The organism is Halomonas sp. SpR1, assembly GCF_031010175.1.
Lineage (GTDB): Bacteria > Pseudomonadota > Gammaproteobacteria > Pseudomonadales > Halomonadaceae > Vreelandella.
This window is the reverse complement of record NZ_JAUAMB010000015.1, coordinates 82,190-103,637: the sequence shown is the minus strand read 5'-3', so window position 1 is coordinate 103,637 and position 21,448 is coordinate 82,190. Positions and strand designations below refer to the sequence as shown.

Sequence of the window (21,448 nt, the reverse complement as noted above, 5' to 3'; positions counted from 1 at the left end):
CGGTGAGTATTCAAGCTTTTATCCCCGTTGAGGTCAAGGTAAATGCTAACCAACCGCATTCAACGAAAGGTACTGGACGTGCATCTCATTGCAATAAAAAATACAATGCAAATAACTTTCAAATGTACCCAATCCGCGTTTAGTCGTTTGTCGGGCGGTTTGCCCAGCTGCAAAGTGGGGATTTATGACAGCAACCCTGAAGGTCGCCTCGGCGGTGCCTGGCTCATCGGCGTTAACCCTGCATAATGTACGTCATGCCTATGATGGCGATACGGTAGTGAAAGGCGTGGACTTAAGCGTTGCCCCAGGTGAAGTAGTTTGCCTGCTGGGCCCGTCGGGATGTGGAAAGACAACGCTGCTGCGAATCGCTGCAGGCCTTGAAGTGCTGCAAGAGGGCAGCGTTGCCTTGGAAGATATTTATATTGCCGGCCCAGGCCAGCGCCATGTGCCGCCGGAGAAGCGCAATGTTGGGCTGGCGTTCCAGGACTCGGCGCTTTTCCCCCACCTAACCGTGTTGGAAAATGTCACCTTTGGGCTTAAACATTTAGCCTCTCGCGAGCGTCGCGAGCGGGCGTCACAGCTGCTTGAGCAGTTGGGTATGGCCGCCTATGCCGATGTTTACCCGCATATGCTGTCCGGGGGCCAGCAGCAGCGGGTGGCACTGGCGCGGGCGCTGGCGCCATCGCCGCGCTTAATGCTGTTGGATGAACCGTTCTCAAGCCTGGATGCGCGCCTGCGCGACCGCATTCGCGACGATACTCTCCACGTGCTGAAAAAGGTCGGCGCGGCGACGCTACTGGTGACCCACGACCCTGAAGAAGCCATGTTTATGGCCGATCGCATCGCGCTGATGCGCGACGGGCGGATCGTGCAGACCGGGACACCCCGCGGGCTTTACTGCGCGCCTCAAGACCCTTTCGTAGTGACTTTTTTTGGCGACGTCAATGAGCTACAGGGCAAAGTACATAATGGCGCTGTGAATACGCCAGTGGGGCGGGTGCCTGCCCCCGGGTTAGCCGAGGGCAGCGACGCGCAAATTATGATCCGCCCAGAGGCGCTGCGCATTGTTGAGCGCGACTTGCCTGCTGATGCCCATCGCCATAGCCATGTGGTAATGGCGAAGCTGCTGGGGCGCACCAGCCTGCTACACCTGTGTGCCCATGGCGAAAACGGCCTTGAGGCCCACCTGCATGCCCGCGTACCGGGGGTATTCTTACCCGCAGAAGGCCAGCCGGTGGATATTCACCTCGACCTTTCCCAAGTGTTTGTTTTCCCGCTCACGGCTTAACGCTTCATCAGGACTGAGCGCCGGGGCGTGAACGGCGCATGGCCATGCTAAGCAGAATAACCGGCAGGATACCCACCACTACAATCGCTAGCGATGAGGTGGAGGCTTCGGCCAGACGCTCGTCAGAGGCCAGGTTATGCGCCCGCACCGCCAGGGTATCGAAGTTGAAGGGGCGCAGAATAATCGTTGCGGGCAGCTCCTTCATAACGTCAACGAAGACTAAAATCCCTGCCGCCAGCAGGCTACTGCGCATCATTGGCGTATGAATATGGCGCAGCGTGCCCCCCGCGGTTTGCCCCAGGGTGCGCGACGCGGCATCCATGCTGGGGGTGACTTTGCCCAGACTGGCCTCAACGGCATTGAACGAAACGGCTAAAAAGCGCACCACGTAGGCGTATAGCAAGATAAACGCCGACCCGCTGAAGACTAGACCGATAATGTAGCCATAGTGATTGTTGAGCCACGTGTTAAGGGCGTTATCCAGCCAGGCAAACGGAATCAGAATCCCCACTGCGACTACCGAGCCCGGAATCGCGTAGCCCATGGAGGCGACCCGGGAAGCCACCCGCGCAAAGGTCGTATCGTGCATGCGTACGCCGTAGCTCAGCACCACCGCCAAGCCTACGGCGATCAGCGCGGCCACGGTTGCCAGCCCCAGGCTGTTCCAGGCGTAGCCGATAAAGCGCGAGCCCCACAGCGAATCGCCTCCCTGCAGCGCTAAATTGAGCAGAATGCCGCTGGGCAGTAAAAAACCCACCAGCACCGGCACCAGACAGGCCAGCGTTGCTGCTGCAGCGCGCCAGCCGTGCAGCGCGTATTCGGGCAGTTGCTGATAGCGATTGGTGGTATGGAAGTAGCGGCGCTTACCCCGCGACCAGCGCTCCAGTAGCACTAATACAATCACGAAGGTGAGCAGGCACGCCGCCAGCTGCGCCGCCGCTACCTGCTCGCCCATGCCAAACCAGGTGCGGTAGATACCGGTGGTAAAGGTATCCACGCCAAAGAACTGCACGGCGCCGAACTCGTTGAGTGTCTCCATTAATACCAGCGATACACCACCTACCAGTGCCGGGCGCGCCAGCGGCACGGCGACGCTGGCAAACAGTTTCCAGGGGCCGCGCCCTAGCGTACGGCCTACATCCAGCACGCATACCGATTGCTCAAGAAACGAGGCGCGGGCCAGCAGGTAAACATAGGGGTAGAGCACCAGGGTAATCACCGTTGCGGCGCCGCCGAGGGAGCGAATATTGGGAAAGTAGTAGTCGCCATAGCCCCAGCCAAATGTCTCGCGCAGCAGGCTTTGTAACGGCCCGGCGAACTGCAAAAAGTCAGTATAGGCGTAGGCGATCACGTAAGTGGGCACCGCCAATGGCAGCAGTAGCGCCCACTCGAAGAGCCGTTTACCGGGAAAGCGGCACATCACCACCAGCCAGGCAGTACCGGTACCGATGATCAGCGTGCCAAGTCCGACAGTCACAACGAGCCAGAAGGTGTTGTTCAAATAGCGGCCAAGTACGGTGCTGGTCAGGTGTTGCCAAACGCCATCGGTGGGCATCGCAATATGGGCAAATACCACCAGTACGGGCAGCGCAACCACGAACGCTACCGCGATCAGGGCAATCGACCAGGGGGTAGCGCGACGGCTAAGCGAAGAGGGGAAAGCGAAAAGCCCGCGATAGCCGGATCTGAACAAGCGAACACTCCTTGCATTGACGGAAAGCAGTCGTGGAAAGCCGGAAAGTAGCGCAGCACACTGAATGCGAAATAGTGACGGGCGTGAATAGTAGCATTGGCGCTGCACTGGTGCAGCTTTGCAGACCCGACAACAGTGCAAAAAAAGCCCGCCGAGGCGGGCCATAATGGTTGGTCGTTAAGCCTGTGAGGTGTGGCGACCTAGTAACCACCTAACAGCATGCTAGGTAGGCCGGTAATCAGCCACGGGAAGAAGGCCATCAGCGTACACGCCAGTAGAATCAGCGCGACGAAGGGCACGACCGCTTTGTAGAGGTGGACAATTTCGACCCCAGGCGGTGCGACGCCTTTTAAGTAGAACAGCGCGTAGCCAAAGGGTGGGGTCAGGAACGATGTTTGCAGTACCACCGCCACCATCACCACGAACCACAGCATATCCACGCCCATGGTTTCGACGATGGGCAGCATGATCGGGAAGCTCAGCAGTACAATGCCGGTCCAATCCAGGAACATACCCAGGATAAACACCAGGAACAGCATCAGGATCAGTGCCCCAATGGTGCCACCAGGCATGGCCAGTACCAACTCGCTGATCACGGTCATACCGCCACCGCGGGAGAATACGCCGGTAAAGGCCGTGGCGCCCACTAGCACGAGCATTACCATGGTGGTGGTTTTACCCGCTTCGATCATTGTCCAGAAGCAGGTGGAGGCTTTACGGTCGCCGAAAATCAAAAACAGAATGAAGGCGATAAACACGCCGATGGCCGACGCCTCGGTGGCCGTGGCCACACCGGTAAATAGCGCGCCCAGCACGCCCAGAATCAACGCCATAGGCGGGAGCACATACTTCGCCAGCATAATCAGCAGCTGTTTCGTACTGACTTCTGCACGCTCTTCTGGCGGTACTTTGGGGCCGTAGCTGGGTTTGATATAGCAGATGATCAACACATAAAGCGCATACATGACCCCTAGCAGTAGGCCGGGAATCAGCGCGCCTGCGAACAGTGCGCCTACGGAAACCGGTGAGTAGCTGGCCATAAGGATCAGCATAATGCTGGGCGGAATCAAAATCCCCAAACAGCCGCTGGCCATAATGACCCCGGCGCTAAGCTCTTTGTTGTAGCCATACTTGAGCATCGGTACCAGGGCAATCATGCCCATCACCGCAATCGAGGCGCCAACGATGCCGGTGGTGGCCGCTAGCAGCACCGAAACGATCACCACGGTAAGCGCCAGGCCACCGCGCAGGTTCGCCAGTAGCAAGCGCATGGCGTCAAACATCTTCTCGGTCACGCCGGAGTCGTTCAAGAATCGCGCCATAAGGATAAACAGCGGTATCGCCACCAATACATAGTTGTCCATGGCGTTACCGAAAATATTGTTGATCAGGGTGCCGAGAATGCGCTCGCCGGGGCCAAGAAAGGCACCGATAACCGCTACACCGCCGAGCACAAACGCCAGCGGGTGGCCCATAAACAGCCCGATCATCAGGCCACCAAACATCACCAGCGTGAGTAATTCAGGACTAAGGTTCATGCTGATGTCTCCTCGCGAAGCTGCATGATGGCACGCAGCACAATGGCAATGGCCTGCAGCAAGATCAGAATAGCAGCGACCACAATCACCCCTTTAATCGGGTAGACCGGGATCGAGACCATGCCATAGGTGGTTTCACCGCGGCTCCACGCGCGTTCGAAGAAGCTCCAGCCCAGAGTGATCAGCATCCAGATAAAGGGAACAAAGAAAATGAGATAGCCGAGTACGTCGAGCACGGCTTGCTTCCTGCGCGATAACAGGCGCTTCAGTACGTCGACTTCCACGTGGGCGTGATGTTTTAGCCCATAGGCGGCCATCAGCATGAAGTGGGCGCCAAACAGCATTTTGGTGACGTCAAAGGCCCAGTCGCTGGGGCGCCCAAACAGAAACCGTGACGCAATGTCGAAAAGAACAATTAGGGTAATGATGGCAATCAATGGAGCGATGATGCGCCCGAAGGCTTCATTGATGGCATCGATCGCCTTGGCAATCGCATTCATGGAAGATCTCCGCGGTCAGCACAAAAAACCGCCCCGGAAACCGAGGCGGCAGAGAAGCGCCTTACAGGCAGGCTTCGATCTCTTCCAGTGAGGGTAGATTGTCCATCACGCGGCTCATATTGAAGGGAGCGGTAACATCGCGCCAGGTTGCGTAGTGCTCAAGGTAGGCAATCATCGATTGATAGACCTTGGCGTGGTCAGGGTCTTCGCAAGCGCCGCGCAGAATAACCTCGTTGGTGACTTCCTGGATGCGTGCCAAGTCCTCTTCTGAGAACTGGTTAATCGTTACCCCCGCGTCAATAAACTTCTGGGTGGCTTCGGTAGACTGGCGCTCTGACCAGGCCAATGACCAAGCCATAGTGGCATCCGCCGCAATGCGCAGTTTTTCCTGGGTCTCTTCGGAGAGCGCATCCCAGGCGTCTTTATTGATCATTACGCCAAATACGCTGGCCGACTGGTGCCAGCCGGGCGTTGCCCAGTAGTCGGCCACTTCGGCAAAACCGGCGTTAAAATCAACACCCGGGGTGGAGAACTCACCGGCATCGATAACGCCGCGCTCAATGGCTTGGTAGACTTCACCACCTGCCAGGGTGACTTGCGAGCCGCCCAGTTCTTCGAGTACGCGGCCCTGGTCGCGACCCGACAGACGTAGACGCTTGCCGTCTAAATCGGCAATGCTCTCAATCGGAGTGCGGCCCATAAAGCCCGACTCATTGTTGGTAATGCCGTAGGGGAGATAAACCATGTTGAACTGGCCATAAATCTCTTCGTACAGCTCGCGGCCACCCCACTGCTGGATCCAGTTGAGGTAGTCAACGCCATTAAACAGGCTGGTGGTGGTCGCCAGTGGCGAGAAGGCGGGATTCAAGCCTGCCCAGTAGCCCGGCCAGTCGCCTGCGGCTTCAATGCTGCCCGTTTCAGTGGCGTCAAACACTTCGGTGCCGGGCATTAGCGTGCCACCTGCGCGGAAATTGATTTGTAGCTCTTCGTCGGCGAGTTTATTGACCAGTTCTACCCAGTGTTGGTCAATCTTGATCAGATCAAGGTTTTCCGGCCAGGTGGTGGTCATTGTCCACTGTTCTTGTGCTTGGGCGGTGGTCGATAAAGCAGCGAAGGCAATACCGGCAGTGAGGCCGGTGAGAGCGAATTTGGTCATTTTTTTCATGATGTATTTCCTGGTTTGGCGTGTGGCGTTATTAGTGTTGGTTACCTGGAGTCAGGAAAGTGCAGCGCCACTAGGTTACGTTTACGTAAACAAGGGTTTTAGCGCTTCAGGGCTAAATTAGCACATCAACCCCGCTGCGGTGCAATATCAGTAATGTAAGAGATGTCGCCTGGTGGGTTTTATGCACGTGCTTTGAAAAATTAATTAAAACATGTGGTTACATATTTTTTTGAGCGCCAAAAGGAGTGGCTAAGTAACTCGAAAACGTTGAAAGGAGTTAAATCGTTCAACCAAAGTTGTAAGGATAAGGCCCTCAATAAGGCGCTCAGCGGCACACTGGCACACTTAAAAAGGTAACGTAATGGGAAGCAGTCGTGCTGGAGAAGGAACGCATTTGTTAAATAACCAGGTATCAGAGAATAAGCAGCAAACACGGAGGGTGGCGGCGCTAGTTCATCATGCTCAGCGTTTAGCTCGCCGTCGCTGGCGCCAGTTAGTGTGGCTAAGCGGCGATGCTCAGCAGTGCCAAACCCTTGCACAGGCTTTATGGCAAGCCCACCCCTGGCAGGCGCCGCTGTGGGTGGGGGATGGGCATCTCTCGCCTCGCAAGGCGCGCACGCGATTGGGCGCAGAGCATCAGTTGGTAGTGCTCGATACCCACGGCACGGGATTTGATCCCGAGGCGTTGGGGGCCTTGTCAGGAACGCTCACCGCCGGTGGCTTACTGGTATTACTCACCCCACAGCCCTGGGGAGCAGCGCCGGATCTGGACTACGCGCGCTTTGCTGATCATCCCTGGCACTGGCCAGATCTGAGCTGTCACTACTTAGCGCGCTTGGCGCATCAGTTGCAGGCCTCACCTCAGGTAGTGCGCTGGGGCGTTGATCAGTCATTGCATCTTCCTCCTCTGCCTTCGCCCGTAGTAGACGACACTGAAACGGCTGATAGCGACTGCCTAACCTCCGACCAGGCCTACGCAGTGAAACAGCTGATTGGCTTAAAACGCCGCCGCCCGCTGGTAATCACCGCAGACCGTGGGCGCGGTAAAAGTGCCGCGCTGGGTATCGCCTGCGCTCGGCTGCTAACCAGTAAAGCCCAACGAGTAGTGCTCACCGCGCCACGACTAAGTGCGGTGGAGAGCGTGTTCGAGCGGGTAGTAGCGCTATGCCCGGACGGCCGACGCGTCGCGCCAGGCCACTTTGTGCTGGCCCAGGGCAGCGAGCTGGTTTTTTTACCCCCGGATGTGCTCACCGAGCAGATTAACACTCAGCAGCAGGGCGGTGATGGCAGCTATTTGATGGTCGATGAGGCGGCGGCGATTCCCGCAGCGCTGCTGGGCCAGTGGCTCACCGCCTTTCCGCGTGTTGCTTTCGCCACCACGGTGCACGGCTATGAGGGCTCGGGAAGGGGGTTCGCCTTGCGCTTTCGCGCGACCCTTGACCGGTTAACGCCCCAGTGGAGAGCACTTAAGCTTGAAGCGCCCATTCGCTGGCGCAGCGGCGACCCGTTGGAGGCACTGGTTAATCAACTACTGTTGTTAAAAGCACCGTTGCCCAAAGCGCAGCGGGATGGCAGCGCTGTGGCAACGCAGATGGTTGATCGCGCCTGGCTTGCCCAACAAGATGCCGTCTTGGAGAAACTGTTTGGGCTGCTGGTGCAGTCCCACTACCGAACCTCTCCCAACGACCTGCGCCAACTGCTTGACGGCCCAGGTACTCAACTGCGCTTCATTGCGCATGCAGGCGAGCCTCAAGCGGTATTGGTTACCCGCGAAGAGGGCGGTTTTGAGGCCGCCCTTACCGAGCAGGTCGCCCGTGGTGAACGCCGCCCACAGGGGCATCTGTTGGCGCAGTCGCTGGCGACCCATGCGGGAAGCCGAGAAGCGCTAACCGCCCGCTGGAGAAGGGTAGCGCGTATCGCGACGCACCCCGAGCGGCGTCGCCAAGGCTTGGGGCAAATGCTGCTGCAAGAGGATATGGTCGCCGCCAGGCAGCAGGGGATTGCACTTTATGGCGCGACCTTCGGGGCAGAGGCATCGCTGCTACGCTTTTGGCTGGCGCTGGGGTTTAGGCCGGTACGCCTGGGTATTAGCCGGGAGACCTCCACCGGTGAGTTTGCTGTTATGGTGGCCAAAGCGCTGAACTCAGAGGGCGAGGCGGTGCAGGCTGATCTTAGTGAGCGTTTTCAAGCGGCACTGCCAGGCCTGCTGGCCTTTGAGCTCAACACGTTGCCCGCTGCAGTGCTGGTACTGCTGCTCGGCCAACTGCCGAGCATTCCGCTGAGTGACCGTGAGTGGCAGGATGTTGAGGATGTGGCGACCGCCCATCGCAACCCCGCCCTTGCCCGCCCGGCGCTGCAAGCCTTGGCGAGGGAAGCCAGTCACCGCAGTTTAACCGAGCCACAGCAGCAGGCACATCAACAGCTAGCTGCCTGGGCGTTTCAAAATAGTGCCCTGGCGGATGCCCACAGTGATGCCTTGAAAGGCCTACGCCTCGCTGTGGATAGCCTCATTGAGGTAAAGTAGATCGGTTACCGATAATGAAGAGTCTTTATGAACGCACATCTTGACGCGCTTGAGCCCTCATTGGTTTGGCGCCACTTTCGAACGCTGTGTAATACGCCGCGCCCGTCTGGGCATGAGGCGGCACTCGTTGCTACCCTCGAAAGCTGGGCCGATGCCCAAGGCCTTGCCCACGACCGCGATACCTTCGGTAATTTACGCCTACGTAAACCGGCATCCCCGGGCTGCGAACAGGCGCCCGGAGTGGTGCTCCAGGGCCATCTGGATATGGTCGCCCAGGCCAATAGCGGTCATGCCCACGATTTTACCCGCGATCCAATCAGCACTTATGTGGCTGACGGCTGGCTACACGCCGATGGCACTACCCTGGGCGCCGATAACGGTTTGGGCGTGGCTGCAATTCTCGCCGTGTTGGAAGACCCTGACCTTCGCCACGGCCCGCTGGAAGCGCTGTTCACCCTGGAAGAAGAGACCTCCATGGGCGGCGCGCTTAACCTGGCGGAGAACTGGCTGGAAGGCTCGCTACTGCTCAACCTGGATAGCGAGGATCGAGGGCTGGTCTATATTGGCTGCGCGGGTGGGGCTGACGTTGAAGTGGATGCCCAACTGCCCAGTGCCGCCGCTGGCGATCACGAGCGGGTTATTGAGATCGCCTTGACCGGCCTAAAGGGTGGCCACTCCGGCGCGGATATCCATAAACCGCTGGCGAACGCCAACCGGTTATTGGTTAGAGTGCTGCGCTCCTTGGAGGCGTTTGATGCGCGCTTGATTAGCTATCATGGCGGCACTTTGCGCAATGCAATCCCTCGGGAAGCCTTTGCCCATGTGGCGCTGCCTGCTGATGAAGTTGACGCCGCCATGGTCGCTATTGCAGGGCTGGAAACGATTCTGCTAAGAGAGTTGGGCAGTGGTGATAGTGGCCTTAGCATCAGCGTTCAACGCCTAACCGAGGCCCCCCAAGCAGAGCCGCTAACCTTGGACGCCAGCGTTATGTTGCTGGCAGCACTGCACGCAGCCCCCTGTGGGGTAGAGCGGATGAGCGCCGATGTGCCAGGCGTGGTAGAAACCTCTAATAACCTGGGCGTGCTAAGCCTGGAGAATGGGCGGCTGCACCTCTGCGCGTTGGTGCGTTCGCTACACGATAGTGCGGTGGTCGCCATGGCGGATCGCTTCCAAGCGCTGTTTGGCTTGATTGGCGCACGGGTAAAAGTGGAGAACGGCTACCCAGGCTGGGCGCCTAAGCCTGATGGTGCACTGTTGGCGACCTTTAAAGCTCGCCATGCGGCGCTGCTGGGCCGGGAGCCGGAGGTCAAGGTTATCCACGCGGGGCTTGAGTGCGGCATTCTTGGCAGCAAGTACCCGCATTTGGATATGATCTCTTTTGGGCCGCTGATTCGCGGTGCCCACTCGCCGGATGAGCGGGTGGAGTTAGCCTCGGTGGAAGAGTTCTGGTCGCTGCTGCGGGCGTTGATCGAGGATCTTGCGACGCAACGTTAAATCCGTGTCTGCGATCGATAAGCGCAACGAAAACGGCACCCGAAAGGGTGCCGTTTGACGTCAGGATTTCTCAAAACCTTTTAAACGCTTATTTACTCAAGTAGGCGTTGAGCATCCAGATGGTTTTTTCCTGCTCGCGGATATAGTCGCCAGCTTGTGCCGCGGTGCCTTCATCGTCGGCATCAGAGGCGAGTGCCAGCAGTTCACGCTGCAGCTCAATAATCGTTTGGTACCCTTTGAGTACGCCTTTGACACAGGTGGTGCCGTCGTGAACGTCTTTATCTTCCTGAATACGTGAGAGTTTTACGTAGTCGCTGTAAGCGTGTACCGGCTTGTGACCCAGCGTCAGGATACGTTCGGCAACCTCGTCTACTTTGGTCAGCAGGTCGGTGTAGAACTCTTCAAACTTGGCGTGCAGCTCGAAAAAATCGCTGCCACGAACATTCCAGTGGTAGCCGCGCACGTTCATGTAGAAAATTTGGTAGTTGGCCAGCAGGTGGTTAAGTTTTTCGGCGAGCTGGCTAGCGCTACCTTCGTGTAGGCCAATGCTATTGGTATCCGTCATATCCTGCTTCCTCTTTATGCCGCAGTGTTTATGCAACAGTACTCATGCAACAGTATTGATGTCGCAATGGGCGGCGGTTAATGCGTGTGACCAGAATAGGGTGTTTTAGCGACGCTGCATAACAAGTTTTTTGCATCGCTACCATAGACCTTTGGTATAGGCCCTTTGGTATTGGCTCTGCGACATCAGCGCTTCCATATTAGCGCTTCGACACTACATCGTTGCCAGCACCCTTTGGCTACTTTATTAGATGCTGGCGATGAGGGCTTTTTTCAAGGTCTGGTTTTAAGGGCTTGTTTCAAGTCGTGTTTCAAGGGCATTTTCAAGATCTATGCACCCACAGCCGCAGCAGGCTTTCACAGCGCGCTTCCAGCAGTTCAGCGGTGCGCGGTAGCGCATCAGATAAAGTCATGGGGCCATCGGCCAGCGCAAACGCTGCCGTGACACCTTCGTCAAAGCAGGCCTGCCAGCCGTCGCCTAGGCTGCCTGCTAGCACGATAACGGGTTTGTTAAGGCGCTTCGCCGCGCGGGAGACGCCAATCGGGGTTTTGCCAGACAAGCTTTGGCCATCCAGCCGCCCTTCGCCGGTGATCACCAGGTCGGCGCGGGCCAAAAGCGTGGCCATATCCGCTTGCTGCATAATCATCTCGATGCCGGGCTTTAAGGTGGCATTTAAAAACGCCTTGGCCGCAAACCCCATGCCGCCTGCGGCGCCAGCGCCCGGCAGCGTACGGTAATCATTGCCTAGTGCATGGGCGCTGATATCGGCGAAGTGGCCAAGCGCACGATCCAGCTGTTCCACTTCCTCAGGGGATGCGCCTTTTTGAGGGCCAAATACCGCGCTGGCGCCGCGCTCGCCCAACAGCGGATTGTCTACATCAACGGCGGCCTCCAGGGTGAGCTTGGCTAACCGCGGGTCTAGCCCGTCAAGCTCCAGGCTAGCCAACTGGCTAAGCGCTGCACCGCCGGGAGGTAGCAGTTTGCCGTTTTGATCTAACAAGCGCGCGCCCAGCGCCTGTAGCATGCCTGCCCCGGCGTCATTGGTAGCACTTCCGCCGAGCAGTAGCAGCGCTTTCTCTGCGCCTTGATCCAGCGCCGCCAGCAGCAGTTCGCCCACCCCAAAGGTAGAGGTGTGCAGCGCAGTGCGCTCAGCGGCCTCAAGGTGCTGTAAACCACTGGCTTCTGCCAGCTCAATAAACGCGGTACGCTGGTCGCTCAGCCAGCCCCAGGCTGCCTGGCGAGGGCGCCCCAGGGCGTCTTGAACCTTTAGCTGGCGACGCTCGGCGCCGGTGGCGGCGATTAGCGCTTCCAAGCTGCCTTCGCCGCCGTCAGCCAACGGGCAAACCAGAACCTGCGCTTCAGGCATGGCGCGCTGTACGCCCCGCGCCATGGCGGCAGCGGCATCTTGGGCGCTCAGTGCATCTTTGAAGCTGTCGGGGCAAAGCAACACATTCATTAGCACGATCTCCGCAAAACAGTGTCTTCAATACGGTGTCTTCATTACAGTGTCAGTTAAGTATGACCACCTTTGGCGAGCTTAGCGCGCTAACCTGCGCCAAACCAGCGGCCTCGTCCGTTAGAGGATCTAACATGAAGTCGATACCCATAAGCTTAACCTGTCTGCTAGCACTTGCTGGCTGCCAAGTAGTCCCTGATCGCCTGCCCCAAGCAGAACCCGCGCCTGCGGCTTCGTGCTACTTCCCCGCAGCCCAAGAGCAGGCGCTGGAAACCAGCGTCGAGGTGCTCACCGAGTGGGGATTTACCCTGAACTCTACCGATACCCCCTTGGGGTTGATTAGCGCCAGCCGCGAACGCCCGCTACACGGCTATTATGACCCTTACGATGATGCCTTCGGCTATGGGCATGGGATGCGCCTGTTTGGTGGTTTGGGCGTAGGCCGGGGTTCCGGGGTAGGGTTCGGTATAGCTGGCGGTTTTGGCGGAGGCGTAGGCCAGCAGCCGGTGGAGGTGGAGCGTGTGTCGCTACTGGTGGACGATGCGCATATACGTATATCCCGCGATATTCGCCGCTTCGATCATTGGGGTGACCTGCGCGAATCCTACAGTGCTAGCAATGACGATTTCTGTCAGCGTTTTCAAACCCGCTTTGCACAAACCCTGCCTGCGACCGGGAGGCCATTATGAAAATTCGCCACTGGTTATTAATCGGGCTCTTGGGAGGATTGGTCGGCTGCGCAACGACAAAGCCCTTGGAACCCCGTGAACTGGTTTATGCCACCCCTCCAGAAGAGACGTTTCGCGATGCGGTCGAGCTGATGGTGGAGCAGGGTTATGTGGTACGCCATGCGGATCTGTCGTTGGGACGAGCGGAAGCATCGCTTGCTCGCTGGCCGGAGTACCGTTTGCAACTGCAGGTGAGCGAAGAGGGTAGTGGCAGCCGCGTGCGCGTGTCGGCGCTGAGGGGGAGCCAACCACTGCCGCCCCAGTTGCTCGACCCTTGGCTTGTTGCCTTGCAGCATAAACTGGGTGTTGCGCCATGAAGTGGGCAGGTACCGCAGTCGCTGTTTGCTTGGCCATGAGCAGCTTTGTGATCAGCCCCGTTGCTCGTGCCCATCCTCATGGCTGGATCGATTTGAGTGTACGGGTTATCACTGATGATCAGGGCGTGGTGAGTGGCCTGCATCAAACCTGGCGGATGGATCCTTTCTACAGCCTGGTTGTTTTTGAAGAGCTGCAACAGGTGGAAAACGCCAGTTTGGAGGAGGGCCTGGATCAGCTTGGCAGAGAGATTCGCGATAATCTCGCCGCACAGCACTATTTAACCGAAGTGAAAATCAACGGCGAGCCCCAGGCGCTGGGGGACGTTAGCGAATATACCGCTATGGAACGCGATGGGCGGCTAACCTTTATGTTTATCCTGCCACTGGAAACGCCTCATCAGTTGAAAGACGCCCTGCTTAGCTACCAAGTGTTTGACCCCACTTACTATATCGAGGTGGTACACGAGGAAGAGGACGGCCAACCCCAGGATGACGCGCTGATACTCCACGGTGAGCCTGCCTGTGAGTTGTCTATCCTGCCTGCTGATCCAGACCCTGAAATGGTGATGCAAGCGGCGCTACTCGATAAGGATGAGAGTGGGGAGCCAGGCCTGGGGCGCTACTTTGCTGAAACTGGCCAAGTCGATTGCCGCTAGCCGTTATTTAAAGCGTGCTTGTCATGCCCAACCTATCGACTATAAATGTTTTTATGTTACTTTGTAACAATTTCGCGGTGGAGCGGTAAGATGTCACTAATACGGCCCTTTAAACGACATTTGGGGTTAATGCTGGGTCTGCTGTTCGTCGCAGTAGTACTGATCATTGTTTGGCAAGGCGGATTTCAGAGCGTGAGTTATCAGCTACTCGGTTGGCAGCGGGATCTGCACCGTTCTCTGACGCTGGCAATTACCGAATTGTCACGTACCCCTACCATGATGACATGGGTGAGCCTGCTGGGCCTTAGCTTCGCTTATGGTATTTTTCATGCCGCCGGGCCGGGGCACGGCAAAGCCGTATTGGCGACCTACTTAGCCACCCATGGCGGTGCGGTCAAGCGTGCTCTGGGGCTGTCGTTTGCCGCCTCGTTACTGCAAGGGGTGACCGCCATAGTGCTAGTCGTGGTGTTGGTGTATGGCTTGGGCTGGGTGACTCGGCAAGCCATGGGCAGCGTTGCCTGGGTGGAGCAGGCCAGTTTTTTGCTGGTGGCGGCCTTAGGTGCGTGGCTATGTTGGCGAGCTGTAAAGCAACTGCGGCGAGCCTACCAGCCAGAGCGAATTATCCATTCGCACGGCCCAGGCGATAAACAGTATCAAGACCACGGTCACGTACACAGCCACGCTCATGACCACAGCCACTGTTGCGGTGGTGCTCACCATATTGAGCCGCAGCAGGTGTTGGATTGGCGAACAGCGGTGATGACGGTCGGCGCTATTGGTATGCGTCCCTGCAGCGGTGCCGTGCTGATGGTAGGAGCGGCCAGCTTGCTGGGGCAGTTTGAGGTGGGCGTGGCATCGGTAGTGGCCATGTCGATCGGCACTGGGATAACGGTGTCAGCGCTCGCGCTGGCGAGCATTTTTGCCCGTGGTTGGGCGCAGCGGCGCTTATCCAAGCAGCAGCACAGCCAGCGTAGCGTGCAAAAAGCCACCGGCTGGGTAGCCTTAGCCGGCGGTGCGTTGATCGTGGTGTTAGGCATCTCCCTTAGCATTGCGGGGGTTACCCAGCCTGCGAGTGGGCCCCTGCTCAACGAGCCGCCTGCTCGGCAAGGTCACCCATTAACGGGGTAGCGGTAGGCTAAACATCCAGGCCATGGATAAGTGCCAGCAGCTGATCCCGTAACTGCGCTTGGCCATCCAAATCGTAGGGTTCGGGTGAGCCATTGCCCCATACGGGGGCAGGCCAGGTGGCATCGCTGTGGCGCCTAAGCACCACGTGCACATGCAGTTGGCTAACTACATTGCCTAGCGACGCAATATTGACTTTGTCTCCCCCCAGGGCTGTTTTCATTGCATCGCCTAGCTGAGTGGCTTCACGCCAAAGCTGCTGCTGGTCGTCGGCAGAAAGCTCGAATACTTCGCTAATAGAAGCGTGGCGCGGTACTAGAATCACCCACGGATAGCGCGCGTCATTCATTAACAGCACGCGGCTTAGCGGCAAGTCTGCGATGGGTAAGGTGTCGGCGGCAAGACGTTCATCCAGCTCGAAATTGATCAAATGTTAGGCTCCAGACAGTGGTTTCAGTAATTGCTAGTATAGTCGCCGCGAAGTGAAGTAGGGAAAGTGAGCGTAATTGCCAAAACGCTGTTACCCTAAAAAAACTCCCGAGTGGCAAATTACGTTGCCAGTGGAGTTTCCCGATGTTGAATGATTCGTTAAGGAGAACGGAAAATGAAAAAATTATTGGCCATGAGTTTTATGCTGCTGATGACGGCGGGTGTTCTAACGGGTTGTAATACCATCTCTGGCGCTGGCCAAGATGTGCAAGAGGGTGGTAAAGCCGTTCAAGATGCAGCTGAATAAATAGGCAAGACAGCGTTTTACTGTAAGAAATATCCCACGGGCTAGGCTAACGCCTGGCCCGTGGGGTTTTAAAGACTACTCTCATAACCTACCTTTTGGAGATTCAAGGATGGAGCCCTGTACGTCTTTGGTTAAGTTTGCCGCTGTTAGCGCCTGTGCGTTGCTGTTAACGGCCTGTGTTAACTCGCAAATGCCGATTTCTCCTGCCAACGACGACGTAGACGCAGCGCCACCGCCGCCAACGGTAGGGGCGAACGGCTCCAGTAATGAGCTCGCTGCCAGCTGTGATCTAGACGCTATCCAATTAGCTATCGGCGAGCCCTTCGATGAGGCTAACGTCGCGCAGTTACAAAACGATAGCGGTGCGCGACAAGTGCGCGTACTGCGCCCTGGCGATATGGCCACTATGGATCATCGCCCGGATCGTTTGAATGTGCATCTTGATGATCAGGATATGATTGAAGACCTGCGCTGCGGCTAACGTTTTGTCATCCTAAAATCAGAACGACGCAGGCGGCGGTCAATATCCCCATCGTAATATTGAACGCCCGCCATGCGCCGTCGCTTTTGATCCATTGCCCAATCGCACTGCCAAAAGCGGCCCACAAAGCGATGCACGGTAGCCCCACCAGCTCCGCAAAGCCTGCAAGCACCAGCGCGTTGACTATCGGTTGGCCGCTTTCGGGCAGGAAGCCCGCCATTAACGCTAGCCCCATTACCCACGCTTTCGGATTGGCGAACTGAAACGCCGCTGCCTGCCAGAACGTAAAGGGTACGCTATGGGCCTGCGCCTTAAGATTGGGTGGCGGGGCGCTGGCGATTTTCCATGCCAAGTAGAGTAAATAAGCGCTGCCGACCCAGCGCAGTGCGGTTTGAATCGCCGGGTAGCGTTCGAACAGCACCCCCAGCCCCAGTGCTATGCCCGCAAACAGCAAAAAGCAGCCACCCAAAATCCCCCACATATGCGGCAGCGTGCGCTTAAAGCCGAAGTTGGCACCAGAGGCGGTGAGCATAACGTTATTGGGGCCAGGGGTAAGCGTCATCGACATCATATAGAGCGCGGCCGGACCGAGAATTACCCATTCGCTATTCATTTTATTGTATCCATACAATTTTGGTTTGAGGATTGCTTTAAGGCGATTGTTGTTAGCATAATGGGGATTAAATTGACGTCAAAGGTTTTATTGTCACCATGACAATGTGGGTGCCTTCGCTAGCCGAGTTTTCTGGTTCACGCTACCGCGCTATTGCCAGTGCCATTGAAGCTGCCATCCAGGCAGGAGAACTACTCCCTGGGGAGCGATTGCCACCCCAGCGCCGCTTGGCGGATGCATTGGGTGTGACCATTGGCACGGTAACCCGAGGTTACGCTGAGGCGGAGCGCAATGGCTGGGTGTCGGCACGGGTGGGTAGTGGTACCTATGTGAAGAGCCAAGGCCAAGACAACGCTGTTAGCCTGACGTTTCCCGCCGACGACACCGATGGGGTAATTGATTTGAGTCTTAGCCTGCCGCCGCCTCATCCGCTGCGGCAGACGCTATTGAGCGAAGCGCTGCACGCCTTAAGCCAATCCGGGGCAGCATTAGCGCGCGGTGTCACCTACCAAGGGGCCCAGGGCCGTCGTGAGCATCGCGAGGTGCTGGCTAGCTGGTTAAATACCTTAGGCATGCCTCTGATGGCTGATGAAGTGCTCATCACCCAGGGAGGCCAGCACGGCATTAGCCTGGCGCTTAGCACCCTGCTGCGGCCAGGCGAGCTGCTGGTTGCCGATGCCTTAACCTATCCTGGTGCCATCAGCGCAGCGCAGCAGGGCCATCTCAAGTTGGTAGGCATTGGCCAAGACAGCGAGGGGATGCGTATGGATCTGCTTGAGGCGCAGTGTGCCCGGCAGCCGCCTCGGGCTATATACCTGACCCCCGAGCAGAACAACCCCACCGGTGCATGTTTAAGCGAATCGCGGCGCGAACGGTTGGTGGCGCTGGCGAGGCGCTACGATATTTGGCTGATTGAAGATGGCGTGCAATATCTGCCCGCTGAGCAGCGTGGTACGCCTCTTTATAAACTTGCGCCGGAACGCACGCTGTTTGTGTTTAGTACCGCTAAAGTACTCGCGGGCGGGCTGCGGATAGGCGTGCTGCGCGCGCCTAAAAGCTTACACGAGCGGCTGGCGACAGGCCTACGCGCCCAGAGTTGGATGGTGCCGCCGTTAATGGTCGATGTGGTCTGCCACTGGGTTAACCAGGCTGCGGCTGAAAAGCTACTCACCTGGCAGACCCAGGAGCTGGTGGAGCGTCAGAAGTTGGCTGCCGAATGGCTGCGAGGGTTTACCTTGAGTGGGCGTTCCCACAGCAGTAATGTCTGGTTGACGCTACCAGAGGATTGCCGGGCCGGAGAGCTGTGTGAGCGGCTACTGCAGCGGGGCGTTAAGGTAAGCAGTGCAGAGCCCTTCTGTGTGGGCAGCACGCCGGCGCCCCAAGCCATTCGCCTCTGTATTGGGGCCGCAGCGGATCGCAGCGAGCTCGTTCAAGCATTGAGTATCGTTGCCGCCTGCCTAACCGAGCGGCCTTTAGCCCCTGCCACTTTGTGAATTACTTATAGCGGTCTTTCCAGTCCTGGTGGCGCACTTGATCTTTAAGCATTTCGAGAACGTCATAGAGCACCTGTTCGGTGACCCGGTTGCTGCCTTCGTCCACCTTCAGCCAGGTGTCGAAACCGCTGTCGGCAGTGCGCTCCACCAGTTGCCTAAACTCATCTGAATGAATGCCTAGCAGTAGTTCATCGACTAGTCGCTGGGCAACACCGCTGAGTGATGCTTTCATCGCACTGGTGGCCTGCTGCCCCATGGGCAGGCGGTTAAGGCGCTGAATCTCGGGGCTTTCCCGTAGCGTACGACTAACTAACTCACTGATCGCTGCCATAATCGATTGGCGGTTGTGCTGGTAGGCTTTGCCAATAGTGCTCTCCAGCCGCTGAGCGATCTCATTAATCAGCTGTGCTTTGCGCGGCATGATCACACGTTCAATCACGCGCTCGGTCAGCGAATCGCTGGCGCGTATCTGCTGCTGCACATTGCCCAGTAGCCGAAGCGCGATACGGTCAGAAAGTTCCTCAAGCAGAATGTCGTAATACTTGGCTGCAAATTGGTAGATGTACCAGTGGGTAACATCAATAAGACCCAGGCGATGGAGACGGTTGAGCAGCGATACGACGCGTAAAATACGCAGCAGGCGGAAGCCTGATAGAGGAATGCAGCCCAGCACGTCATACCAGTGTATGAAGGGGTAGAAAAACCAGCGGTGGTAACGCCGTTCGGCAATGGCGATTGTCCAGCCCAGTATTACATCGGCGATAAAAAAGCTGACGAATACCAAGTCAATAGTGATGAAACGGCTATGAACCACCTCAGCGTAGAAAGTGTGAAAACCGGGCGCCAGGTTGGCGATGCCCTGGTTAATAGGGCCGAGCAGAAACAGTGAGTCAAACAGCAGCAGCGTGAGGTTTATCACCACCAGCGTCAGAATGAAAAAATCCCAACCAATATGGGCGTATTCAACCGCTCTCGGCAGGTGCGGGTAGCGTTCCCTGGCGGGCATACGAACTCCTTATGGTGGGGGCTTTTAATGGGTCTGGGACTGGTGATGCTGTTGGGTTAGCAGCTCCTCTTTCTCTGCTTGTTTGCGTAACTTTTTGCGCAGTGCCGCCTTTTCAAAACGCAGTTTTTGCAGCGGTGTTGCCAGATTGAGCGGCGGTACACTGGCGGGTTTGCCGTCAGTATCTACCGCTACCATGGTCAGGTAACAACTGTTGGTATGGCGAATCAGCTTATTGCGAATATCTTCAGCCACGACCTTGATGCCCACTTCCATTGACGAGCGGCCAACATGATTGACGCTGGCTAAAAAGGTGACTAGCTCGCCGACATGAATCGGCTGTTTAAACAGTACCTGATCTACCGACAGGGTCACCACATAGTGGCCTGAATAACGGCTGGCGCAGGCAAAAGCGACCTCATCGAGCTTTTTAAGAATCGCTCCACCATGCACTTTACCGCTGAAATTCGCCATATCGGGCGTCATCAGTACGGTCATGGAGAGTTCGTGCTGCCCAGGCAGGGCAGCGTTGGCGCTGATTTCGGCGTCTGTCATACGGTGCTCCTGCGATTATTTGCAACCGGTTAACGGCTCCCCTCCCGCAGGGCAGCCGTTGGCTATTGATTTAGCACTACGCGGTTATTAAAACCACAATAGGCCCACGGAGATAATAATACCGGTGATAAACAGCTGAATCAGGCAGAAGCCCATAATATCTTTCGCCTTTAGGCCTGCGATGGCGAGCACCGGGAGCGCCCAGAAGGGCTGCAGCAGGTTCGTCCATGCATCGCCCCAGGCTACCGCCATGGCTACCCGCGAAATGTCAGCGCCTAGCGCCTCTGCGGCTGGCAGCATTACCGGTGCCTGAACCGCCCACTGGCCACCGCCGGAGGGAACGAACAGATTAACAATCCCGGCGCTGATAAACGACCAGAAGGGCAGTGTCGAGGCGGTGGCAAAGGAGACCAGCCACTCGGACATGCTCTCTGCTAGCCCAGACTGAACCATGATCGCCATGATGCCAGCGTAAAAGGGGAATTGGATGACAATCCCCGCGCCGCCTTTAATCGCTTCTTGCAGGCTATTGAGCAGATTACGCGGCGTGCGGTGCAGCACAATGGCCAGGAATAGGAACATAAAGTTAACGACGTTAAGGTTTAAGCCGCCACCCCTTAGCAGAAAGTGATCAAGCAAGAACAGCAACCCCGGTACACCGACCAGTAGGGCGAGGGTGAAACTGTTTTCCAGGCGCTCCGCCGGGCGCGTAATGCGGCCAACGGGTTCTGGCTCATCATTCAGCACGTTGGGGTCAACGTAGACGCTATCCTTCTCATCCGGCAGCATCATACGGTTTACCAGCGGGATGGCGATAAACAGGCAGGCCACAATGGCGAGGTTAAAGAAGGCAAAAATCGTAGAGCCGGTGCCAATGACACCAATCTGGTCGGCAGAAAAGTGCCCTTCGGTAGCGATGGTGAGCGGGATCGAGCCTGCCAAGCCGCCGTGCCATACCACAAAGCCGGAGTAAGCACTGGCCACTAATAGACGGTAGTCAACGCGGATCAGGCGGGCCAGCTCTTTGGCAAATAGCGCGCCGACCACAAGGCCAAACCCCCAGTTAATCCAGCTGGCTGCTAATGAGACAAGCGTCACTAGGATGATAGCGCCCCCGGGGGATTTAGCGGTGCTGGCGATTTTCTGCAGAATGCGTTTTACCGGCGGTGAGCTTGCCAGCATAAAACCGGTAACCAGTACCAGCAGCATCTGCATCGAGAAGGTCAGCAAGCCCCAGAAGCCATCGCCCCAGAAACGCAACACCGCCAGCGGTGTTTGGCGCTCAATGGCAATCGCAGCGACCGAGGCAATTAACGTCAGCAGCAGAACGAAAATATACGGGTCTGGGAGATAGCGCTCCACCAGCTTTACCGCCGGTTTTGAGATCATTTTAAGCATGGGGTGCTCTCTTTATTCATTATTAGGAAGTGGCTAAGCAAGGTCTTGGAAATATCTAAGAAGTGCAACGACATAGCTAATATACGGGTGAGAGCGGAAATTTACACGTTGAAGCTAGCC

The 21,448-nt window shown here is 57.1% G+C and carries 21 protein-coding genes; 10 read left to right on the top strand and 11 right to left on the bottom strand.

Features of this window, described 5'->3' with window-relative positions:
• Nucleotides 1-184: 184 nt before the first annotated feature.
• Nucleotides 185-1,288, top strand: coding sequence for an ABC transporter ATP-binding protein (locus QT231_RS12575; RefSeq protein ID WP_308337199.1), 1,104 nt, complete (start codon nt 185-187; stop codon nt 1,286-1,288).
• Between the two features lie 7 nt (nt 1,289-1,295).
• Here the strand turns inward: QT231_RS12575 and QT231_RS12570 are convergent, their stop codons facing one another.
• The 4 genes from QT231_RS12570 to dctP form a co-directional block, all read right to left on the bottom strand.
• Entirely contained in the window at nt 1,296-2,981 is a 1,686-nt protein-coding gene (locus QT231_RS12570) for an iron ABC transporter permease (protein WP_308337198.1), read from the bottom strand.
• Between the two features lie 200 nt (nt 2,982-3,181).
• Nucleotides 3,182-4,519: a TRAP transporter large permease subunit gene (locus QT231_RS12565; RefSeq protein ID WP_308337197.1), complete on the bottom strand. Its 1,338-nt coding sequence runs from the start codon at nt 4,517-4,519 to the stop codon at nt 3,182-3,184.
• Entirely contained in the window at nt 4,516-5,019 is a 504-nt protein-coding gene (locus QT231_RS12560) for a TRAP transporter small permease subunit (RefSeq protein ID WP_308337196.1), read from the bottom strand. The genes QT231_RS12565 and QT231_RS12560 overlap by 4 nt, the downstream gene beginning before the upstream one ends.
• A gap of 61 nt (nt 5,020-5,080) precedes the next feature.
• Nucleotides 5,081-6,184 (bottom strand): TRAP transporter substrate-binding protein DctP, encoded by a 1,104-nt coding sequence (gene dctP, locus QT231_RS12555; RefSeq protein WP_308337195.1) that lies wholly within the window; start codon nt 6,182-6,184, stop codon nt 5,081-5,083.
• Between the two features lie 361 nt (nt 6,185-6,545).
• Between dctP and QT231_RS12550 the strand changes: the two genes are divergently transcribed.
• Together QT231_RS12550 and QT231_RS12545 are read left to right on the top strand one after the other, a co-directional pair.
• Nucleotides 6,546-8,708 carry a GNAT family N-acetyltransferase gene (locus tag QT231_RS12550; protein WP_308337194.1) on the top strand — a complete coding sequence of 721 codons (2,163 nt, stop codon included), beginning with the start codon at nt 6,546-6,548 and terminating at the stop codon, nt 8,706-8,708.
• A 27-nt stretch (nt 8,709-8,735) separates the two neighbouring features.
• Nucleotides 8,736-10,202, top strand: coding sequence for an aminoacyl-histidine dipeptidase (locus QT231_RS12545; RefSeq protein ID WP_308337193.1), 1,467 nt, complete (start codon nt 8,736-8,738; stop codon nt 10,200-10,202).
• 88 nt (nt 10,203-10,290) lie between these two features.
• Here QT231_RS12545 and QT231_RS12540 read toward each other — a convergent pair whose 3' ends face one another.
• Both QT231_RS12540 and QT231_RS12535 read right to left on the bottom strand, forming a co-directional pair.
• On the bottom strand, nt 10,291-10,767 hold the full coding sequence (locus QT231_RS12540; RefSeq protein WP_308337192.1) for a Dps family protein: 477 nt from the start codon (nt 10,765-10,767) through the stop codon (nt 10,291-10,293).
• 322 nt (nt 10,768-11,089) lie between these two features.
• Nucleotides 11,090-12,223, bottom strand: coding sequence for a glycerate kinase (locus QT231_RS12535; RefSeq protein WP_308337191.1), 1,134 nt, complete (start codon nt 12,221-12,223; stop codon nt 11,090-11,092).
• A 134-nt stretch (nt 12,224-12,357) separates the two neighbouring features.
• Here QT231_RS12535 and QT231_RS12530 point away from each other — a divergent pair, with 134 nt between their 5' ends.
• The 4 genes from QT231_RS12530 (at nt 12,358) to QT231_RS12515 (ending at nt 15,052) form a co-directional block, all read left to right on the top strand.
• On the top strand, nt 12,358-12,912 hold the full coding sequence (locus QT231_RS12530; RefSeq protein WP_308337190.1) for a hypothetical protein: 555 nt from the start codon (nt 12,358-12,360) through the stop codon (nt 12,910-12,912).
• Entirely contained in the window at nt 12,909-13,268 is a 360-nt protein-coding gene (locus tag QT231_RS12525; protein ID WP_308337189.1) for a hypothetical protein, read from the top strand. Before QT231_RS12530 ends, QT231_RS12525 begins: the two co-directional genes overlap by 4 nt.
• A complete protein-coding gene (locus tag QT231_RS12520; RefSeq protein WP_308337188.1) occupies nt 13,265-13,924 on the top strand; it encodes a DUF1007 family protein in 660 nt (219 codons plus the stop codon). Before QT231_RS12525 ends, QT231_RS12520 begins: the two co-directional genes overlap by 4 nt.
• Before the next feature lie 90 nt (nt 13,925-14,014).
• Entirely contained in the window at nt 14,015-15,052 is a 1,038-nt protein-coding gene (locus tag QT231_RS12515) for a nickel/cobalt transporter (RefSeq protein WP_308337187.1), read from the top strand.
• Between the two features lie 7 nt (nt 15,053-15,059).
• On the opposite strand, the gene QT231_RS12510 is transcribed toward QT231_RS12515, so the two are convergent.
• Nucleotides 15,060-15,479 (bottom strand): HIT family protein, encoded by a 420-nt coding sequence (locus QT231_RS12510; RefSeq protein WP_308337186.1) that lies wholly within the window; start codon nt 15,477-15,479, stop codon nt 15,060-15,062.
• Nucleotides 15,480-15,653: 174 nt separating this feature from the next.
• Between QT231_RS12510 and QT231_RS12505 the strand changes: the two genes are divergently transcribed.
• Both QT231_RS12505 and QT231_RS12500 read left to right on the top strand, forming a co-directional pair.
• Nucleotides 15,654-15,785, top strand: coding sequence for an entericidin A/B family lipoprotein (locus QT231_RS12505; RefSeq protein ID WP_027958626.1), 132 nt, complete (start codon nt 15,654-15,656; stop codon nt 15,783-15,785).
• A 109-nt stretch (nt 15,786-15,894) separates the two neighbouring features.
• Nucleotides 15,895-16,266 (top strand): I78 family peptidase inhibitor, encoded by a 372-nt coding sequence (locus tag QT231_RS12500; protein ID WP_308337185.1) that lies wholly within the window; start codon nt 15,895-15,897, stop codon nt 16,264-16,266.
• Between the two features lie 7 nt (nt 16,267-16,273).
• On the opposite strand, the gene QT231_RS12495 is transcribed toward QT231_RS12500, so the two are convergent.
• Nucleotides 16,274-16,879 carry a LysE family translocator gene (locus tag QT231_RS12495; RefSeq protein WP_308337184.1) on the bottom strand — a complete coding sequence of 202 codons (606 nt, stop codon included), beginning with the start codon at nt 16,877-16,879 and terminating at the stop codon, nt 16,274-16,276.
• 98 nt (nt 16,880-16,977) lie between these two features.
• Between QT231_RS12495 and QT231_RS12490 the strand changes: the two genes are divergently transcribed.
• Entirely contained in the window at nt 16,978-18,372 is a 1,395-nt protein-coding gene (locus QT231_RS12490; RefSeq protein ID WP_308337183.1) for a PLP-dependent aminotransferase family protein, read from the top strand.
• Nucleotide 18,373: 1 nt separating this feature from the next.
• Here the strand turns inward: QT231_RS12490 and QT231_RS12485 are convergent, their stop codons facing one another.
• The 3 genes from QT231_RS12485 to QT231_RS12475 all read right to left on the bottom strand — a co-directional run bounded on the left by QT231_RS12485 (nt 18,374) and on the right by QT231_RS12475 (nt 21,328).
• Nucleotides 18,374-19,378, bottom strand: a complete 1,005-nt coding sequence (locus QT231_RS12485; RefSeq protein ID WP_308337182.1) for an ion transporter — start codon at nt 19,376-19,378, stop codon at nt 18,374-18,376.
• Between the two features lie 24 nt (nt 19,379-19,402).
• Entirely contained in the window at nt 19,403-19,930 is a 528-nt protein-coding gene (locus QT231_RS12480) for an acyl-CoA thioesterase (protein WP_308337181.1), read from the bottom strand.
• An 87-nt stretch (nt 19,931-20,017) separates the two neighbouring features.
• On the bottom strand, nt 20,018-21,328 hold the full coding sequence (locus QT231_RS12475) for a short-chain fatty acid transporter (protein WP_308337180.1): 1,311 nt from the start codon (nt 21,326-21,328) through the stop codon (nt 20,018-20,020).
• Nucleotides 21,329-21,448 lie beyond the last annotated feature (120 nt).